General features: G+C 35.3%; 29 protein-coding genes. 3 read left to right on the top strand and 26 right to left on the bottom strand.

The window, feature by feature from the left end; all coding sequences use genetic code 11:
• Positions 1-131: 131 nt before the first annotated feature.
• The 5 genes from KHA87_RS02370 to KHA87_RS02350 form a co-directional block, all read right to left on the bottom strand.
• Complete coding sequence (locus tag KHA87_RS02370; protein ID WP_213092504.1) at positions 132-566, bottom strand: helix-turn-helix transcriptional regulator; 435 nt, start codon at positions 564-566, stop codon at positions 132-134.
• Positions 563-904 (bottom strand): hypothetical protein, encoded by a 342-nt coding sequence (locus KHA87_RS02365; RefSeq protein WP_213092503.1) that lies wholly within the window; start codon positions 902-904, stop codon positions 563-565. The genes KHA87_RS02370 and KHA87_RS02365 overlap by 4 nt, the downstream gene beginning before the upstream one ends.
• Entirely contained in the window at positions 901-1,089 is a 189-nt protein-coding gene (locus KHA87_RS02360) for a hypothetical protein (RefSeq protein ID WP_213092502.1), read from the bottom strand. The genes KHA87_RS02365 and KHA87_RS02360 overlap by 4 nt, the downstream gene beginning before the upstream one ends.
• 89 nt (positions 1,090-1,178) lie before the next feature.
• Positions 1,179-1,640 (bottom strand): hypothetical protein, encoded by a 462-nt coding sequence (locus tag KHA87_RS02355; RefSeq protein ID WP_213092501.1) that lies wholly within the window; start codon positions 1,638-1,640, stop codon positions 1,179-1,181.
• A complete protein-coding gene (locus KHA87_RS02350; RefSeq protein ID WP_213092500.1) occupies positions 1,637-1,837 on the bottom strand; it encodes an XtrA/YqaO family protein in 201 nt (66 codons plus the stop codon). The genes KHA87_RS02355 and KHA87_RS02350 overlap by 4 nt, the downstream gene beginning before the upstream one ends.
• An 86-nt stretch (positions 1,838-1,923) precedes the next feature.
• On the opposite strand from KHA87_RS02350, the gene KHA87_RS22340 reads away from it, so the two are divergent.
• Positions 1,924-2,046, top strand: coding sequence for a hypothetical protein (locus KHA87_RS22340; protein ID WP_283249407.1), 123 nt, complete (start codon positions 1,924-1,926; stop codon positions 2,044-2,046).
• Positions 2,047-2,080: 34 nt separating this feature from the next.
• On the opposite strand, the gene KHA87_RS02345 is transcribed toward KHA87_RS22340, so the two are convergent.
• Genes KHA87_RS02345 through KHA87_RS02330 form a run of 4 tightly spaced genes read right to left on the bottom strand, consistent with a single transcriptional unit; the run spans position 2,081 to position 4,714 of the window.
• On the bottom strand, positions 2,081-2,392 hold the full coding sequence (locus KHA87_RS02345; protein WP_213092499.1) for a hypothetical protein: 312 nt from the start codon (positions 2,390-2,392) through the stop codon (positions 2,081-2,083).
• Between the two features lie 33 nt (positions 2,393-2,425).
• Positions 2,426-3,196 carry an MmcB family DNA repair protein gene (locus KHA87_RS02340; protein WP_213092498.1) on the bottom strand — a complete coding sequence of 257 codons (771 nt, stop codon included), beginning with the start codon at positions 3,194-3,196 and terminating at the stop codon, positions 2,426-2,428.
• A gap of 12 nt (positions 3,197-3,208) precedes the next feature.
• Positions 3,209-3,439: a hypothetical protein gene (locus KHA87_RS02335; RefSeq protein ID WP_213092497.1), complete on the bottom strand. Its 231-nt coding sequence runs from the start codon at positions 3,437-3,439 to the stop codon at positions 3,209-3,211.
• 27 nt (positions 3,440-3,466) lie between these two features.
• Positions 3,467-4,714 (bottom strand): DNA cytosine methyltransferase, encoded by a 1,248-nt coding sequence (locus tag KHA87_RS02330; RefSeq protein ID WP_213092496.1) that lies wholly within the window; start codon positions 4,712-4,714, stop codon positions 3,467-3,469.
• Positions 4,715-4,849: 135 nt separating this feature from the next.
• Between KHA87_RS02330 and KHA87_RS02325 the strand changes: the two genes are divergently transcribed.
• Positions 4,850-5,275, top strand: a complete 426-nt coding sequence (locus tag KHA87_RS02325; RefSeq protein ID WP_213092495.1) for a hypothetical protein — start codon at positions 4,850-4,852, stop codon at positions 5,273-5,275.
• 39 nt (positions 5,276-5,314) lie between these two features.
• Here the strand turns inward: KHA87_RS02325 and KHA87_RS02320 are convergent, their stop codons facing one another.
• The 16 genes from KHA87_RS02320 to KHA87_RS02250 all read right to left on the bottom strand — a co-directional run bounded on the left by KHA87_RS02320 (position 5,315) and on the right by KHA87_RS02250 (position 13,965).
• A complete protein-coding gene (locus KHA87_RS02320; RefSeq protein ID WP_213092494.1) occupies positions 5,315-6,031 on the bottom strand; it encodes a hypothetical protein in 717 nt (238 codons plus the stop codon).
• Positions 6,032-6,069: 38 nt separating this feature from the next.
• Positions 6,070-6,318 (bottom strand): hypothetical protein, encoded by a 249-nt coding sequence (locus tag KHA87_RS02315; RefSeq protein ID WP_213092493.1) that lies wholly within the window; start codon positions 6,316-6,318, stop codon positions 6,070-6,072.
• 1 nt (position 6,319) lies between these two features.
• Complete coding sequence (locus KHA87_RS02310) at positions 6,320-6,499, bottom strand: hypothetical protein (RefSeq protein WP_213092492.1); 180 nt, start codon at positions 6,497-6,499, stop codon at positions 6,320-6,322.
• Positions 6,496-6,861 carry a hypothetical protein gene (locus tag KHA87_RS02305; protein ID WP_213092491.1) on the bottom strand — a complete coding sequence of 122 codons (366 nt, stop codon included), beginning with the start codon at positions 6,859-6,861 and terminating at the stop codon, positions 6,496-6,498. The genes KHA87_RS02310 and KHA87_RS02305 overlap by 4 nt, the downstream gene beginning before the upstream one ends.
• A 22-nt stretch (positions 6,862-6,883) precedes the next feature.
• Positions 6,884-7,291 carry a hypothetical protein gene (locus KHA87_RS02300; protein ID WP_213092490.1) on the bottom strand — a complete coding sequence of 136 codons (408 nt, stop codon included), beginning with the start codon at positions 7,289-7,291 and terminating at the stop codon, positions 6,884-6,886.
• A 135-nt stretch (positions 7,292-7,426) separates the two neighbouring features.
• Positions 7,427-7,861, bottom strand: a complete 435-nt coding sequence (locus KHA87_RS02295; RefSeq protein ID WP_249310284.1) for a DUF1064 domain-containing protein — start codon at positions 7,859-7,861, stop codon at positions 7,427-7,429.
• An 11-nt stretch (positions 7,862-7,872) separates the two neighbouring features.
• Complete coding sequence (locus KHA87_RS02290; RefSeq protein ID WP_249310283.1) at positions 7,873-8,022, bottom strand: DUF6011 domain-containing protein; 150 nt, start codon at positions 8,020-8,022, stop codon at positions 7,873-7,875.
• Entirely contained in the window at positions 8,022-8,654 is a 633-nt protein-coding gene (locus tag KHA87_RS02285) for a dUTP diphosphatase (RefSeq protein ID WP_213092488.1), read from the bottom strand. Before KHA87_RS02285 ends, KHA87_RS02290 begins: the two co-directional genes overlap by 1 nt.
• Positions 8,655-8,664: 10 nt before the next feature.
• Complete coding sequence (locus tag KHA87_RS02280) at positions 8,665-8,829, bottom strand: hypothetical protein (RefSeq protein WP_213092487.1); 165 nt, start codon at positions 8,827-8,829, stop codon at positions 8,665-8,667.
• A gap of 13 nt (positions 8,830-8,842) precedes the next feature.
• Positions 8,843-9,883: a replication protein gene (locus KHA87_RS02275; RefSeq protein WP_213092486.1), complete on the bottom strand. Its 1,041-nt coding sequence runs from the start codon at positions 9,881-9,883 to the stop codon at positions 8,843-8,845.
• 65 nt (positions 9,884-9,948) lie between these two features.
• Positions 9,949-10,650, bottom strand: a complete 702-nt coding sequence (locus KHA87_RS02270) for an MBL fold metallo-hydrolase (RefSeq protein ID WP_213092485.1) — start codon at positions 10,648-10,650, stop codon at positions 9,949-9,951.
• Positions 10,650-11,423, bottom strand: a complete 774-nt coding sequence (locus tag KHA87_RS02265; RefSeq protein WP_249310069.1) for a recombinase RecT — start codon at positions 11,421-11,423, stop codon at positions 10,650-10,652. The genes KHA87_RS02270 and KHA87_RS02265 overlap by 1 nt, the downstream gene beginning before the upstream one ends.
• Positions 11,420-11,548: a hypothetical protein gene (locus KHA87_RS22335; RefSeq protein ID WP_283249406.1), complete on the bottom strand. Its 129-nt coding sequence runs from the start codon at positions 11,546-11,548 to the stop codon at positions 11,420-11,422. The genes KHA87_RS02265 and KHA87_RS22335 overlap by 4 nt, the downstream gene beginning before the upstream one ends.
• On the bottom strand, positions 11,541-11,720 hold the full coding sequence (locus tag KHA87_RS02260) for a hypothetical protein (protein ID WP_213092484.1): 180 nt from the start codon (positions 11,718-11,720) through the stop codon (positions 11,541-11,543). The genes KHA87_RS22335 and KHA87_RS02260 overlap by 8 nt, the downstream gene beginning before the upstream one ends.
• Positions 11,720-13,705: an AAA family ATPase gene (locus KHA87_RS02255; RefSeq protein ID WP_213092483.1), complete on the bottom strand. Its 1,986-nt coding sequence runs from the start codon at positions 13,703-13,705 to the stop codon at positions 11,720-11,722. Before KHA87_RS02255 ends, KHA87_RS02260 begins: the two co-directional genes overlap by 1 nt.
• Positions 13,706-13,782: 77 nt before the next feature.
• Positions 13,783-13,965, bottom strand: a complete 183-nt coding sequence (locus tag KHA87_RS02250; RefSeq protein ID WP_213092482.1) for a hypothetical protein — start codon at positions 13,963-13,965, stop codon at positions 13,783-13,785.
• 80 nt (positions 13,966-14,045) lie between these two features.
• Between KHA87_RS02250 and KHA87_RS22330 the strand changes: the two genes are divergently transcribed.
• Positions 14,046-14,171: a hypothetical protein gene (locus tag KHA87_RS22330; RefSeq protein WP_283249405.1), complete on the top strand. Its 126-nt coding sequence runs from the start codon at positions 14,046-14,048 to the stop codon at positions 14,169-14,171.
• Positions 14,172-14,179: 8 nt separating this feature from the next.
• Here KHA87_RS22330 and KHA87_RS02245 read toward each other — a convergent pair whose 3' ends face one another.
• Positions 14,180-14,332: a hypothetical protein gene (locus tag KHA87_RS02245; RefSeq protein ID WP_213092481.1), complete on the bottom strand. Its 153-nt coding sequence runs from the start codon at positions 14,330-14,332 to the stop codon at positions 14,180-14,182.
• Positions 14,333-14,450 lie beyond the last annotated feature (118 nt).

Below are 14,450 nucleotides of genomic sequence, written 5' to 3'. Positions count from 1 at the left end.
TTATTTTTTACTTTTATCAATGATATTTAAAAACCCCACCGAAAGGTGGAGCTTTTCATCAAAAGTCTATTTACCGGCCAGGAATATTTTTCCGCACCGTCCTGCCTCCCATTATAACAGTGGTGGTGGTGTTATAACAAAACTGGTTCTTTTGGAACATTTGGAACATCTGTTTCACACATTTGTCCTATGATACTATCCCTTAGCCTTTTAATATGTGAATGGGATAACCCCATATGAAGAGCAATCCAGCGATAACTCTTTCCCTCGAGTAGCCAATGTAATACCTCAAGCTCACGATCATCCTTTATCAAATGTAAACGATCCTGGATAACAGATATTTTTGCTTTATATTTATTGATAACAGCATGCCTTTTTTCACGCCTAATAATTTCACGATAAATAGGATCCCCTGTAGTACCTTTTGGCTTTGGCAATGATGCTTCAATACCGTATTGTGCAGTTAAGCCTTCTCCGGCTGACATCATCGATTTTCGTAATTCTTGAATAGAGTTTATCATCCAATGGTAGTCCTTTAGGATATTCTCGATCTCTTTCCTATTCATCGAATCACCTTCCGCATAAAAAATTTAGGTTTATTCAGAATCACTTGGCTTTTCTTTCGTGTATCCCAATTAATCGACCATTTTTTCTTATCTTCATATTTGCAATCGTCTAACAAAAATCTAGCAATCTCTTTAAAAGCTTGTGCTATTTCATTCCAAACCTTTTTTATTCCTTCATACAAATTCCCATTCCCAATAATTGCTTTCTCAATATAGTACATTGCTTCTTCTACTGAAACTGGATATACATTTGCTAATTTCTCGGCAAGTTCCAGGACTTTTCGATTTCTATCATCTATTTCGCTAGTGAACATGTCCATTTCTTTATCGTTCATCATCTATTCCTCCAAGCTCCACCTTTGCAACGCCTATATATCGTTCTGTTTATCCCCATAAGTTCTTTAATATCTTCTTCAGACAAATGCTCTGATTTACGTTTTTTATTCATCTCACGGTTATTCCTGATAATTTCTTTATGCTTTTTCTCCCATTGTTTTAGCTGGTCTTTTAATGGCTTCCTCATTCTCTCATCCCCTTTTCACAATTAAAAAAGGACACCAAACAACAGCAATAAAAAGCTGTCATTCAGTGTCCTCCAGATGGCTGGTAGAACTATTTTATTAATTTTTCATATAAATCAAAAATAGTATCATAATTTTCCCGAATATGTTTAATTAGAGATTCTTTATGATAATTTTCTTTCAATAAATTACTATAATAAATTTTAGAAATTTCTACTTCTTCGATAAGCAAAATAAAAGTTTCTATTTTTTTATCTGGGATGTACTCCATAGGTACTTCTCTTAACCTAATTATGAATTTTTCTAACACCATTACTCTACCTGTTATATGTGCTTCGTTGTAGTAATTTTCAATTAGATCCGATCTATAGAATCCTTTCTTTAATTGTAAATAGACATTCTCTAATAATTTTATATACTTTTTAAAGTTTTTACTTTCCTTCGATTTCTCATGTTTAAATACAAACAACTGTATACATAAAGCACCTAATACCCCGATAAAGGAACCTAATGCTCCACTAATTAAATTGGTTATGAAATCGATTTTGCTCAAAACTCTTCCCCCTCATCCCACTTCACACGCTTAATCTTGCCCTGGTGCGTAACAATCTTTGTTTCACCATGTTCCGGAAGAGGAGCAATCCTAGCTTTTCCATCACAAACGACTATGGCAAAACTTCCCTTTTGTTCCATTATATCAATTTCTAGTTTCATAGTACTAGGATTAATTTCTATATCTTTTAGTCTCATTAGGAAGCCTCCCATGATATAATAATAATAGGTTGTCAGGAGGAATCCTGGCTTTTTTTAATATGATTTTTTCAAAGGGGATTTGTATGTTAATCAAAGAACTTAAGAAATTGCTTGGATCACTAGTTGCTCTTTTAGTTGCCTTTTTATTTATTTGGTTGGTTGCAAAATATGGAAACACAATATTTTCATGGATGATTAAACATTAATATTTTTCATGAAGGATAATCTTCAATCTACTTTTCACCAATTGAAAATTAAATAATGTTTATACCATCCATAACCTTTAAAAAACAAATTTTCTACAAATTCTTTTTCATAACGAACCTTTACACCGTCAAGATTTTTATTGAGGTGTTCGACAAACAATGGATCTGAGTACAATTGCAGCTTTTCTTTTTCATAAGGATTATTCGTATCAATCGTATACTTATAACCTGTATAACCTTTTTCGGCAGAATTGATTAATTTTGGTTTAATTGTTTCTAAAAGCTCATTAGCAAAATCGATTACTTTCCAATTTTTCTTAGCATTTAACTGTTCAGCGAAGTTCATATGAACACCATCCTTGTTTAATCTTAATAAGAACTATTTCTGAACCATTTCTGATAATCTATTACATGAATTCTGTATGGATTGAACAGTTTCGATAAACTTAGGTGGAACAGAAGTTGATAATGCCTCATCCAATTCCTCGGCTGCATTCCATCTATAAGAGTTCAGCCCATTCTTTCTCATTACTCCTTGAAATCGTTTAAAATCAATCTCATTTTGTTCAAGCCTCTCTAATTTCCGTTTCATCTCTTGGTTTTGCTTTTCTAAATCAACTAGGTCTTTCATAAGCTTTGATCCGACACGGCGACCTAGTTCATACCTACTTGCTTTATCAATCACATACTGCTCCAACAATTCTCTTTGACTGCTGAAAAAAGGATGTTTTTCATTCTCTAACCGGCTTAAAATGATGTAATAAAAAAGATCTGCAGACATTTCAATATCGCGAAATTTAGCTTTCTTCCTGGTATATAATGTTTTCTTTTCAGGATTGAACCAAACGAGTCCAACATCATCCGGCAGTTCTTCGGCTTGGATAAGACCTGTAGGACAAGCAAAGTAAAATCGATGACATAATTCCTTATAAACCGGCCACTTTTCATCATTCATAAAATCAGAACGGGAGACCTTGATTTCGTATCCAGTTAAGCAAGGCTTAGCCCAGCTTTTCTTAATGGCTAATCCGTCCATGATTGCTAATTCTCTACTGCTCCATGTAGATCCGTTCTTAACCTCAGTGAGAAAGAAATCTTCTCTATGTTTTACACTGAGGACATATTTAATATCCTGTGCAGTTACTTTCATCCTCTATTCCTCCTAATCAACTGTTCTATTAATTACATGAATTGATTCAATCGGAATTGAATCAGAGATCCCGTCATATATTGAACTTTCTGCGGAAGCATAGATAAGATTTCCTTCCTCATCAAATTCTCCCTCGCCTGTACATATATCTCCTTTTCTGAAAGCGACAACTATTCTCCCCCAGTTGTCCCAATGAATAGGTTCGATTATCTCAAATTTAATTTTTTTTAATTTTCTTCCCATATCGAACTCTCCTATCATTTTGTCTCCTTAATTTGCGATCGCTGTATTGTATCGGCTATGCTCCACGCACATTTCCGGTAAATTGGCTCTAACAAGTGCATTTGCAAATGGTGGAGGAACACTATTTCCAACACGCCTTATCTGATCAGATTTAGTACCAGTACGAATATAATTACTAGGAAATCCTTGTCCTGCAAAAAGTTCATGTGGTTGGAGCATTCGTAATCCGATATCTGTAATTTGGTATCCGTTTGTTTTTACTGCAGTTAAAGCAAATCTATCTTTTGTAGTAATGGTATGAAGTGGTTCAAACAATCCATGCCCAACACCTTGTCCATAATACTTAGTTAGAAATGCAGTAACTAATCCAAATCGATTTCCCCCTGCAGTTATGGTGTGTAGTGGAGTATCAAGTGAAAGACCTCTCACCTCTTTTTCGGATTGTTCAGTGTAGTAACTTATTAAAAATGCTGCTTTATGTTCATCCGGCACCATAAATGGTTTTTCATTATTGATTACAAATCTCTCTAGACCCTTTTGAATTCGTTTCAATGTATTAACGACAAGAGGTTTTTTTCGGTCAAATATGGAAGGTGCTCCAATTGTCCAATCAATAATTTCTGCTGATGTTCTCCAAGGCTTTAATTTACCTCTTTGAACTGCAGGACTTTGAGGATCGCCATGGGTTGGTTTTGGCCAAACAATTGGATTTCCGTCACATCGTGCAACCATAAAAAAACGTCTGCGAATTGTCGGTGCTCCATAGTCACAAGCCTGTAATTCACGAAATTGTACATTATAACCTAAAGATTCGAGGGCCCTAACAAAACTTTTAAAAGTGATTCCTTTTAAATCTTTTCTTGGTTTCCCATTTTCATCTAATGGACACCAATCTTGAAATTCCTCTACATTTTCAAGCATTATCACTCTCGGTTTAACTGCTATCGCCCATTTAACTGCTATCCATGCAAGTCCACGAATTTCTTGTTTTACAGGTTTTCCCCCTTTAGCTTTGGAATGGTGAGTACAATCTGGAGAAAACCATGCTAGTCCAACTTTTCTTCCTTTAACAGCCTCTTTTGGATCCACATCCCATACATTCTCACAATAATGTTCTGTGTCTGGATGATTTAGTTTGTGCATTTCGATGGCAGCAGGATCATGATTAATTGCTATATCTACAGAAAGACCAGTAGCCATTTCTATTCCAGTGGAGGCACCACCGCCTCCTGCGAAATTATCTACTATTATTTCTCTGAACAAATCTAATTGCACTGGCTTTCCTCCTTATCTAGTAAACTTATTTGCTGAAATATCTGCATAAGTAAAAACTTTGTAGAAAAAACTATTAAACTGTCAGCACTTCCATGGTAAAATATGAAAAATAAATAAATTTATGGAGGTGCCAGAATGTACTACGAGTCACGACTAACAAGAATATTAAATGTTATAAGAAGTATCGCTATTAATCTTCAAGGGAAAAATTATTTTTTTATTCTGATTCCTTGTTTACTTTTTTCAGGTCTTTCCCTCTTTTATAACCATGGATTCCCTGCATCCCAAGACTTAAAATTATTCCTAAATTACGGGGAACACCCAAGTTATTTTCTAATTGATTCGGTCGCTGGATTGCTATGTTTAATTATGACTATCCCAACTAGTTATTTATGGTGGGAATTAAGAAAAGAACATTATTTCTATAAACATCTCCCTGTTCTTATTGGCGCTGGTATTCTGTTTGTTGGTGGTTTTTTATTCGCTGCCGGATTAACATTGGTTTTCTGTGTACTCATTGTTCTTTATGTGATAGTTTGGTTATGGTCAATGCTTAGGTAGGGTTATTCCTTATCTAAGCAACACAATGCTTATTTAGGTTCAGTCATATTCAGGATTAGATATTTCAAGCTCAACTTGGTCCTCATCAAGAATGATTCTTCCTTTGCGTGCATAAAGCTTAAATAATGTTTCTTCCAATCCCCTAAAACCTCTCATAATTGCACGAACATCAAATGATTTTAATTCTTTCGTTCTACCGTAACGATCCTCTTGGATATCAATTGATACAATCTCATTATTTTTTCGGGGATCAATACAAATTTTATATTTGCACTCATATTCATCTTTTCCATTTTCGGCATCCAGGTGAATATAAGTTAATCCGTAAGGAGTTCTAATGTGCATTGACATCTCATGGTAATCTTCATATCCAAGGTCATCTAAATCATCAATTTCACTGACTAACTCTTTCACTAATTCGGAAAGTTTGTATTCATCTTTTGTGTCACTCAGAAGTTCATCAATTTGACCGTTAATACGGGCCAAACCTTCTGTAGCAATGGTATCATTTAACTTCTCATTGATAGCCTTCATAATCAAAGTGTTGTATGATGCTAAATCAAGCTCTTTAAAATTAATTTGAAGTTGGTCCTGTACTTGATCTTTTAAATTTTTTGAAAAATCGCTCCAGCTACCAAAGACATCCTTTACAATGGATTCGATTGTTGAAGAAACGTGTTTTTCAACGATTTCCTGTACTTTCCCCTCAGTATCCATTTTCGCTAAGCTATCCATTACCATTTGATTTAAATTCATTATATTTCCCCATTTCGATTTGTTTTTTGGAAACACAATTATGATTTTGTTTGACCAAACTGCAGCAAGAAGAACTCCCGGACTTTCCACGCAGTTTTGTCTCCAATACCCACTATATCCTCAATACCTTCCAGTATCTTCATCAGCTGCTCTATATCGGCTTCACGTTGAGCTTTGCATCCCATTGCCCTACCGCGGTTATATGCTTCAATCAAAACCGGTTCCATTGGTTTAGGGTGAGCAGGCAATTTTGCCCGCTCTTTTTTTAATCTTGCCGCCTTGCCCACATCAACCACTCCGTTTCCAATCGTATCTATTACCGGAAGAAATAAGTGTGTTGATTTTCTTGGTATATGGATTCATCTTTTTAATAGATTGCTTGTTTATGCCTTCCTCGAAAACTGTAACGACTAAAAGCAGCTCATTATCCGTACCATGATACTTATGCTCTACCACTCGTCGTGTCATGCAGGGAAAACATCCTTTTTAAGTTTAACCATGGCAAAACGTCTTAGCCCATTTACCTCTTCTTCTAAATCCAATAATTCAGTTTGATATCGATCACATCGTTTGTTCAAAAGGTCTCTCTGATTAATTAAATCCTGTATATTATTTTCAAGAGTTACATTTTCCTTTTGAATCGCTTCTTTATCAACCATGGCCGTTTCATAAAGCTCTACGGATGAACCTAGCTGTTTTTGAAGCTTTTCGATAAGCTCATCTTTTCTAAGATGTTCTAGTAATGAATCACTTAATCTTTCATCCATTTCAGCGACGAGTTTGTGTGCATCGATTACTTCCCGTTTAAGTAGGTCTATTTCCTTGCTCATTTCCTCCATTTCAAGAGGAACTTCATTTTTTTGTAGTTTTAGTCTCAGAAACATTCGAAGGGCTTAAAATCGATTTATTAACAGTACCTGTACGTTTTACATGTAAAGTGTTTATCCTCAATTGCTCAATCTCTTCCGGAGAAAAGTTATCCTTTTTCCATTGGGTAATCTCGCCTATATGTTTAAATCCAAATTCCTTCACAATCTTCATATCCGAAGTACCTTGGCTTTTAAGTTTCAAATACCGTTCCCTTGTTAATTCCACAGGCTTATCTCCTTTCAAGATATTTTCAATTTTTTCACCTTTTTTATACCCTTCTAACTGCTCGGGTGTGAGTTTAAATTCAGTTAGTTTTGGCTTCCAACCGTCTGCAGATGAAACAAATCTTGGTGCCCCCATTTTTCTAGGAGAAATCTTTATTTCAACCATTTTTACACCTACTTTTGCTATTTCTATAGACTAAAAGCTCAGTATGAATTTCAGACATTGCTCGGTTTAAACCATATCTCCCTTTAACAAACCGTAATAAATATTGATTCACATAAAATAGCAATGCTAGAAATTTCAACGTTTCACCTTCCCTTTCAATTTTTTAAGCTTGTCCAATTCGACGAATCCGAAGGAAGGATCATAAACTAAGACTGAAAGTGTATTTAAATATTTCCGTTCAAACAACTTACGCTTAATAACAAATTCCTTTGTCTCGACTCCCTTAATGTCCACTACTTCCACGGATCCATCTAGCTTATGAACCTCAAAATCTGCAACATATTCAATTTTGCGAAATCTCTTACCATTCTTGGTGAAAGCTTCTTGAAGTATGTATTTAGGCTGTAGCTTAAAATTTTTGATTTGTTTTGCCTGCTTAAGCCATTTGAGCTGGTTGTAGTAAATCGCCTCTGCTTTTGAATCAAAATTAATACCATCGATGACGGTTTTATGGTTACCGTATTTCGGTCGCTTCTTAGTGTTCATTTTGCGAAAATCTGATGCTGACATACGTTGCATTTTTATTCCTCGCTTAATTCCTTTTCAAAAGAAATCTGATTTTCGTTCTCTTTATCTTTCAACTTAGCAATCTTGGTCTCGTATACAGGACCAATACCGCGCTCGATGCTACGTTTGCTTTTTAATGGTCGATTGCAAATTGGGCAATTCATCAATATCCACTCTCCTGACGTTGATGATTTACTGTATTTTTAGCAAAGTAAGCTTCCTCAATCTGTTCTGGAGTAAATCCAAAACCATTTATCCCAATATTTAAGAACAAAATCCATGCCATTCGGAACCAATACTGTTTTTCCGGGAAACCAAATTTCTCTTTCCACTGTTTGCTTTTTTCTTCGCTAGGTTTTTCGAAATGAGATTTGTTAATGAAATAAGTCATTTCTAAATACCAAGCTGTTAAATCACCGTCAAAATCATCTGGATCAAGTTGCTCCTCATAAATATACAGAGAATCTTGCCAACTCTTTTGATTAGCGATGGAAAGGTAGAAATGGATGGCATCTGCGAATTTCTCAAGGAGTGGATTTATATAAGCGCCTTCATCAACAACCTTCCTAATTCCGTCAACAGTCTCTAGTTTCGATTCTTTGATGCATTTAATTGTCCTTGGTTCCTGATCATCGCTCCAATGCTTAAACCAGCGCCCCTCATTTGCAAATTCAGCTAATTCAACTTGCAGGGCAAGGAATGTATTCGGTACTAAATCAAAACCATGTAATCCTTTTTTCTCAATGATATGTTTATCTAATTCGGCTTGAGCAGATAACATTTTTTCTAAATTCATTTGGTTCACCTCACGAATTTTGTATTTTGTGCATGCTTAAAACATACTTAAGAGTTTGATAGTCTAAATCTAAGATATTTTGATTTTGATATTCTGTGATGTTGGCATCTTGAAGTTGTTGGATTATGAAATTGCGCTTCATATCCTGCTGGACTGCATTGAAAAGGATGCCCATCTTTTTACTCCTTTCAGAATCCGGAATTTTGATATTTTTTCTGTATTTCTAGTAAACGAGCGCGTTTTTCTTCTGGCGATTCCTCTTGCTCTTGATTTGGCGGTTTAGAAGCAGTCTGTTGCTGTTTTTGTTTCTCATACCAATCTGGAACCTTTTCTGTTCTAATTGGTTTTCTTCCATATCCGGATCTAGGTTTTGTTTTATTAAACTTTTCTTGTTCAAAAGCTCTTACTCTATCAAGAGAATCCAAATTGTTATTTGCCCATTCTTTTAAGAGGAACTCGACAAAGCCGAAATAACGTTTATTTTTGTTATCCGCTATTGTGATTGCCTCGTTAACGATTTCCGATTTCCCTTTAAAAGCTTTTTCCCATTTAATTAAGCTTTCCATTTGCATAGGCGACAATCGGCAAAGTAATTTTTCAAATAGTTGAATGGGATTTTCCACGGCTGCCGTAGTAGTAGTATTTATCTTTAAATAACTATCTTTAATACTATCTTTAGGCACCTCTTCTACATTACCCTCCCAAGGGATTTCGGTCTCTTGAAGTTGGTGTTTTACCAACTCATTGGTTGGTGTTTTACCAACTTTTTCATCTAAATTTGTTGGTATTTTACCAACTTCACTTTTCGATATGGTTGGTATTTTACCAACCTTTTCACCTTCATTAGTTGGTGTTTTACCAACAAATTTTTTTATATTTTCATGGATTAATTGATCTAACTTTTCTTTTTCAAAACCTTTATTCGGATTTATTTGCCATTTTTCATAATCCTTATTTATGGAAAAAATCATGGTGTTTTCATCCCAATTAATTACCCGGCACTCCCTTAAAAACTTTAACTCTTTCTTGATATCCGATTTATTTAGCCCTGCTAGTTCAAAAGCATTAAATTTTCCTATTACACAGTCTTTTTTCTGGCAACCATAGGAAAGCCGGATAATAAAGTGAAGGATGGCTAATTGACGCTTTGAAAAATCTCTCCTAATGATTTCATCCATCAGTTCCGTTGCAATCCTTATGTAGCCATTTTCGACTTGTACATTAGCCATCCATGATCATCCCTCCAATATTCCTAAAATCGTTCCTCAAATTTCGCCAACATGATAAAGAATATTCATGGAATAATCACCATCTTTCCTGTGAGCTCCATGATCTCTTGTTTGAATAAATCAGCATTACTGTTAGAATCGCTTAAATGCAACATCCAGATTTCTTGTACATTCTTTAAATCATTTGCTTTTAAAAATTCTTTGAAGTTGTCTAGGCTCATATGGGACCGCATAAGCCTTTTTTTCATTAACTTTGGAGTACGGCCGCTTGCAATATTTTCGTTTAGAATTTTCATAGAGTAATTACACTCAACCATAATGTGTGTAATGCCCTGGAATCGATATTTGATGTAATAGGTATCAATAGCAAATAAAAGTTTCTCTCCTGCCTGATTAACAAGTAGATATCCAAATGGTTCGCTGACATCGTGCTGAACATCAAAAGGTAAAATGGTCCACGTTCCTATTTGAAACTGTTCTTTAGTCTTAATTTGCTTAATTCTGTGGTGATTTACTTTTATTGCTCCTGCTGTTCCGGAAGACATATAACAATCAATCCCTGCCTTCAAAACATCTTTTATTGCCTTGCAGTGATCTCCATGTTCATGAGTGATAAGGCACCCGGCAATATTGGAAGTTTGAAAGTTCAATTTCCTCTGTATCTCTTTAAACTTGATTCCTGCTTCTAACAGTAAGGGAGTGCTACCATCTGTTATGTAGTAGCAATTCCCCGCACTAGAGCTTCCAAAAGATTTGATTTCAATCATTAGAATCCTGGTCCATTCGTTCCAGTGTATTCAGATTGTGTTTCCTCTTGTTGAAAAGCAACATCTTCAATTTGATTTGATTCCTCTGGAGCCACTTCATATTCAACATCAATTATTTCACCGTTGGCATTGTTCCGGATTTCTTCCTCTACCTCCGCCTCTGCTGCAATTTCATCAGCTCGATTAATGTGTTTCATAATCAAACTACTGTCATCTGATGAATTTAGAAACTTTTTACACGCACGATTTATTACTGTTTTCTTAGCCATTTCTTGCTTGAATTCATCGTGAGTGCTTCCTTTTCGTTCTTCGCTCTGGTCCTTACCCCACATTTGAGATTTACTCCATGCTTTACGGATTTCATCCATTGTCATCAATTCGTGATAAACACTTCCATCAGATAAAACAAGCGTGCAATAAGCGCCAATGATTTTTTCTTTATCTATATTTCCGAATTTTTGTTTGTGTTTCAGGTTGGTAATACGACCATTTTCCATTTCATATTCAACATCATCACCGTCGTAGATGACAGCTGCATCAATACTTTTTGCTCCAGTTACCCTTTTGGTTACAGCCATAGTACCAAAATAGGATCTTTGGAAAATCAATTGGTTCCCATATACGATGAAATAGCCTTGTTTCTTAGCTGGGTTAAGACCTTGTACAACCATATCCAGAAGGGAATTTGCAATACTATCTTTCGTACATACCTTTAAAGCTGGTTGTTTATTCCGGTCTTGAACATTTTGTAGTAGCAACCAAGCACTTTTCATTGCATTGTCTGGACTATAGTTCGCAGGGAAATGAAGTTCTCCGCGCTCCTGAAATTCTCTACTTTTGCAGCTACGACATCCACTGTATCTTTCTTAACCATGGCTAATTGATTTTGATTACTCAACTGAATCTACCTCCTCTATTTCTTTGACAATAATATGTGTTTCTTCTGAAGCCTTTGAACCAATCTTTCCTTTTGTACCTTTATATAAACCCATTGCCTCTTGAGCACTTTTCGCAATTATTTCTGCCTCAATAGTGATTTCTTTAACTTCATTAATGATGAACTTCGGCATTAAATTGCCTCCTTCATTAATGAATTGTTATTTTCTACACGTAAAGCCTTATCTTTTTCCGAAACTACCAAGCTAATAGTTTGCGACTTAGTATCAATCAGCTTAGTTACAGCCTCACGGTTATCGATAAAGATTGGTGCTAGCATTTTATAGTGCTCAGAAAGTGTATTAATGATATCTAATCCAACATTAATACGTGCTGCATTGTTAAGGCCTTTATCGTAAGGAACACCGTTAAGAGTAGTGACACATGTTTCTTGTAATCCACCATTGATTTGTGTATCAAACAATTTAAAGCGCGCATATTGGAATTTCGAATTGATTTTCTCCTCGAGTAAATTCACTTTTGTACGAATAAATTCTTCTGTCAGGAAAAGCTCTTTTTCCAACTTTTCATATTCGGCAGCTAGATCACGTTCTTGTTGAGTAAGTTCATCAATTCGTTTTTGTGATAGTTCGACGATGGAAAACTTGTTTAGCTCCCGTTGATACTCTTCACGTTCTGACTTAAGTTTTGCTATATCTTGCTGGATTTCTGTGATAGCCTCTTGAGAAGAAATACTCAAACCCTTTATTTCACTTTCAAGATTGGTTTTTTCTTGCAGTTTCGCAACATACTGAGGATTTTCCGTAATATCAATAATGCTGGTCTCGAGTGTCTTAAGTTGTTCACTTAATGTAGAAAGGAAATGTTGCTTCTCAGCAATTTGAACGTTTACTTTTTCGTATTCCTTAGCAAGGTTTTCATTTTCACCAATGAATTTCTGCTTCTGTTCATTCCCTTGCTTGCCTTTTTCACTAATATCTTCAAGCCTTTTGGCTTTTGATAGATTAAATTGAGACAAAGCTTTTTCCCTTGCTGCCATTACCTCTTCTTCTGGCAAAGCTTGTCCACAAGCAGGACATTCGCATGCATCTGTATGAGAAAATACTTCTTCATTCACTTCATGCCATTCATTTCGTAGTTGAATCAAACTTTCATCAATTCGATTGATATTATCAGCGTTATATCGTTTTTGATTTTTCAGGCTTTCCAATTTAGAGTTTAAAATGGAAATATTAGATTGTTCCTCTTGTATCCGCGCTTTTAATTTATAAATTTCATCCTTGGACCCAGATTCATGCTCTTGTTTAATCTGAAGGAGCTCAATCTCAATTTCCTGAATTTCCTTTTGTTTTTGAGAAATGGCATTACCGTTTCGAATGTTACTGATTAAATCTGTTTTTTCATCGATATCCTTATTTAATTGATTGATTGCACCTTCTAATACCTGCTTATTTAAGCCATTAATATCTGGAAGCCCATGATTTATTTCATCAATACGAACAGGAATTTTTTCTAACTGTTCATTTATTTCCCTACGTTTGGCAGCAATCACTTTTCGATGATCTTCAATGCTACGACCGTTTAGGATAGACGTTAATTCTGCTAAAATTTGATTGGAATTAATCACTTCTTTATCCGTTACATCTCCAGCAATTTGAAGTAAGGTCTTTCGGCGATCCTGCCATTTTAATTGCTCATTAAAATAAGATGGACTTGTAAGAAGTTTAAAAATATCTTCATCGATTAAGGAAGAAACACGTTCTGTATAACCCGTCTTATTCGATGGCACTCCATCTACAAAATAATCTGTAGTGTGTCCTGTAAATTCAGATTGAGCAGCTCCGCGCTTTTTAGTCCATTTTTCTGAATAAACCTTTCGTAATGATAAAGGTTTACCGTCGATAAGAAATTTTGCCTCCACTTCGTGCTCTAAACCATGAAGTTCATTACCAAGTGAATCTACCGTTTTAATAGAAAAATCTTTTTTGTTTTGGCTGTCCTTATCGAACAAAATCCAAATAAATGCATCGAATAATGTTGTTTTCCCAGTAGCGTTATCTCCATATGCACTAACATTTTCTCCATTAGCTTGTAGAGAAAAATTTTTTACACCCTTGAAATTTTTCAGATTTAATTCTAATAATCGTATTGTTCTCATGATTAACCTCCACTTGAAGCCGACCATAAAATAAGATATAATCGGCATATAATATGTTTTTTGAACTACTGACACGTTTACCCGGCGTGTCTTTTGTTTTGTTTGGATAAGTCAAATTCTAGAGAAAGATAAATGTCAGCAACATCCGAGTAAGCTCTTGATCCATCCAAAGTTGGTTGGTACTTTTTTAGCCATTCAAATAGTGGTCTTACTTCACTATTTTCAGGCTCATAGATAGGTCCAAATTTTGTTTCTATCAATTTATTCACCTCCCTCTTTCATATTTATTAATGGATTAATGTCCATCATCATGACCAGGAACCGGAGGGGATTATGGGGGATGGGGGTTGTCCAGCTCCCAGCCATGATGACAGGCACTAAGTGCCCATCGTTGCCATATAAAAATGTGAATGATATAATGAATTTAACGTGTATAGCAATCGTTGTTGATTCTGCAGTAAGTTAAGTTGCCGCTTAGCTTGCTGCTTTTTCTTTTCTATTAAACAATGATGTTTTTGCTATTAATTCTTGCTGTGCTAAAACCTGTTTATTTTCTCTCATTACCTTACAAAGCACTTTCACTTCGCTGGCTTTCATCAATTTACTAGCTGAGAACATGAACTTCATTGTTTTCATCCTCCATCTTAAATTTTCGTAATTCCCAATCTTTGATATCTAATTTTCTTTTACATCTATTGCAAAAACAGTTGTTTTCAATTGGTGCATAAAATACTAGTTCAAGATG

The sequence above is a fragment of the Bacillus sp. FJAT-49736 genome (assembly GCF_018343615.1).
GTDB lineage: Bacteria > Bacillota > Bacilli > Bacillales > Bacillaceae_C > Margalitia.
This window is presented reverse-complemented; position numbering and strand designations above follow the sequence as displayed.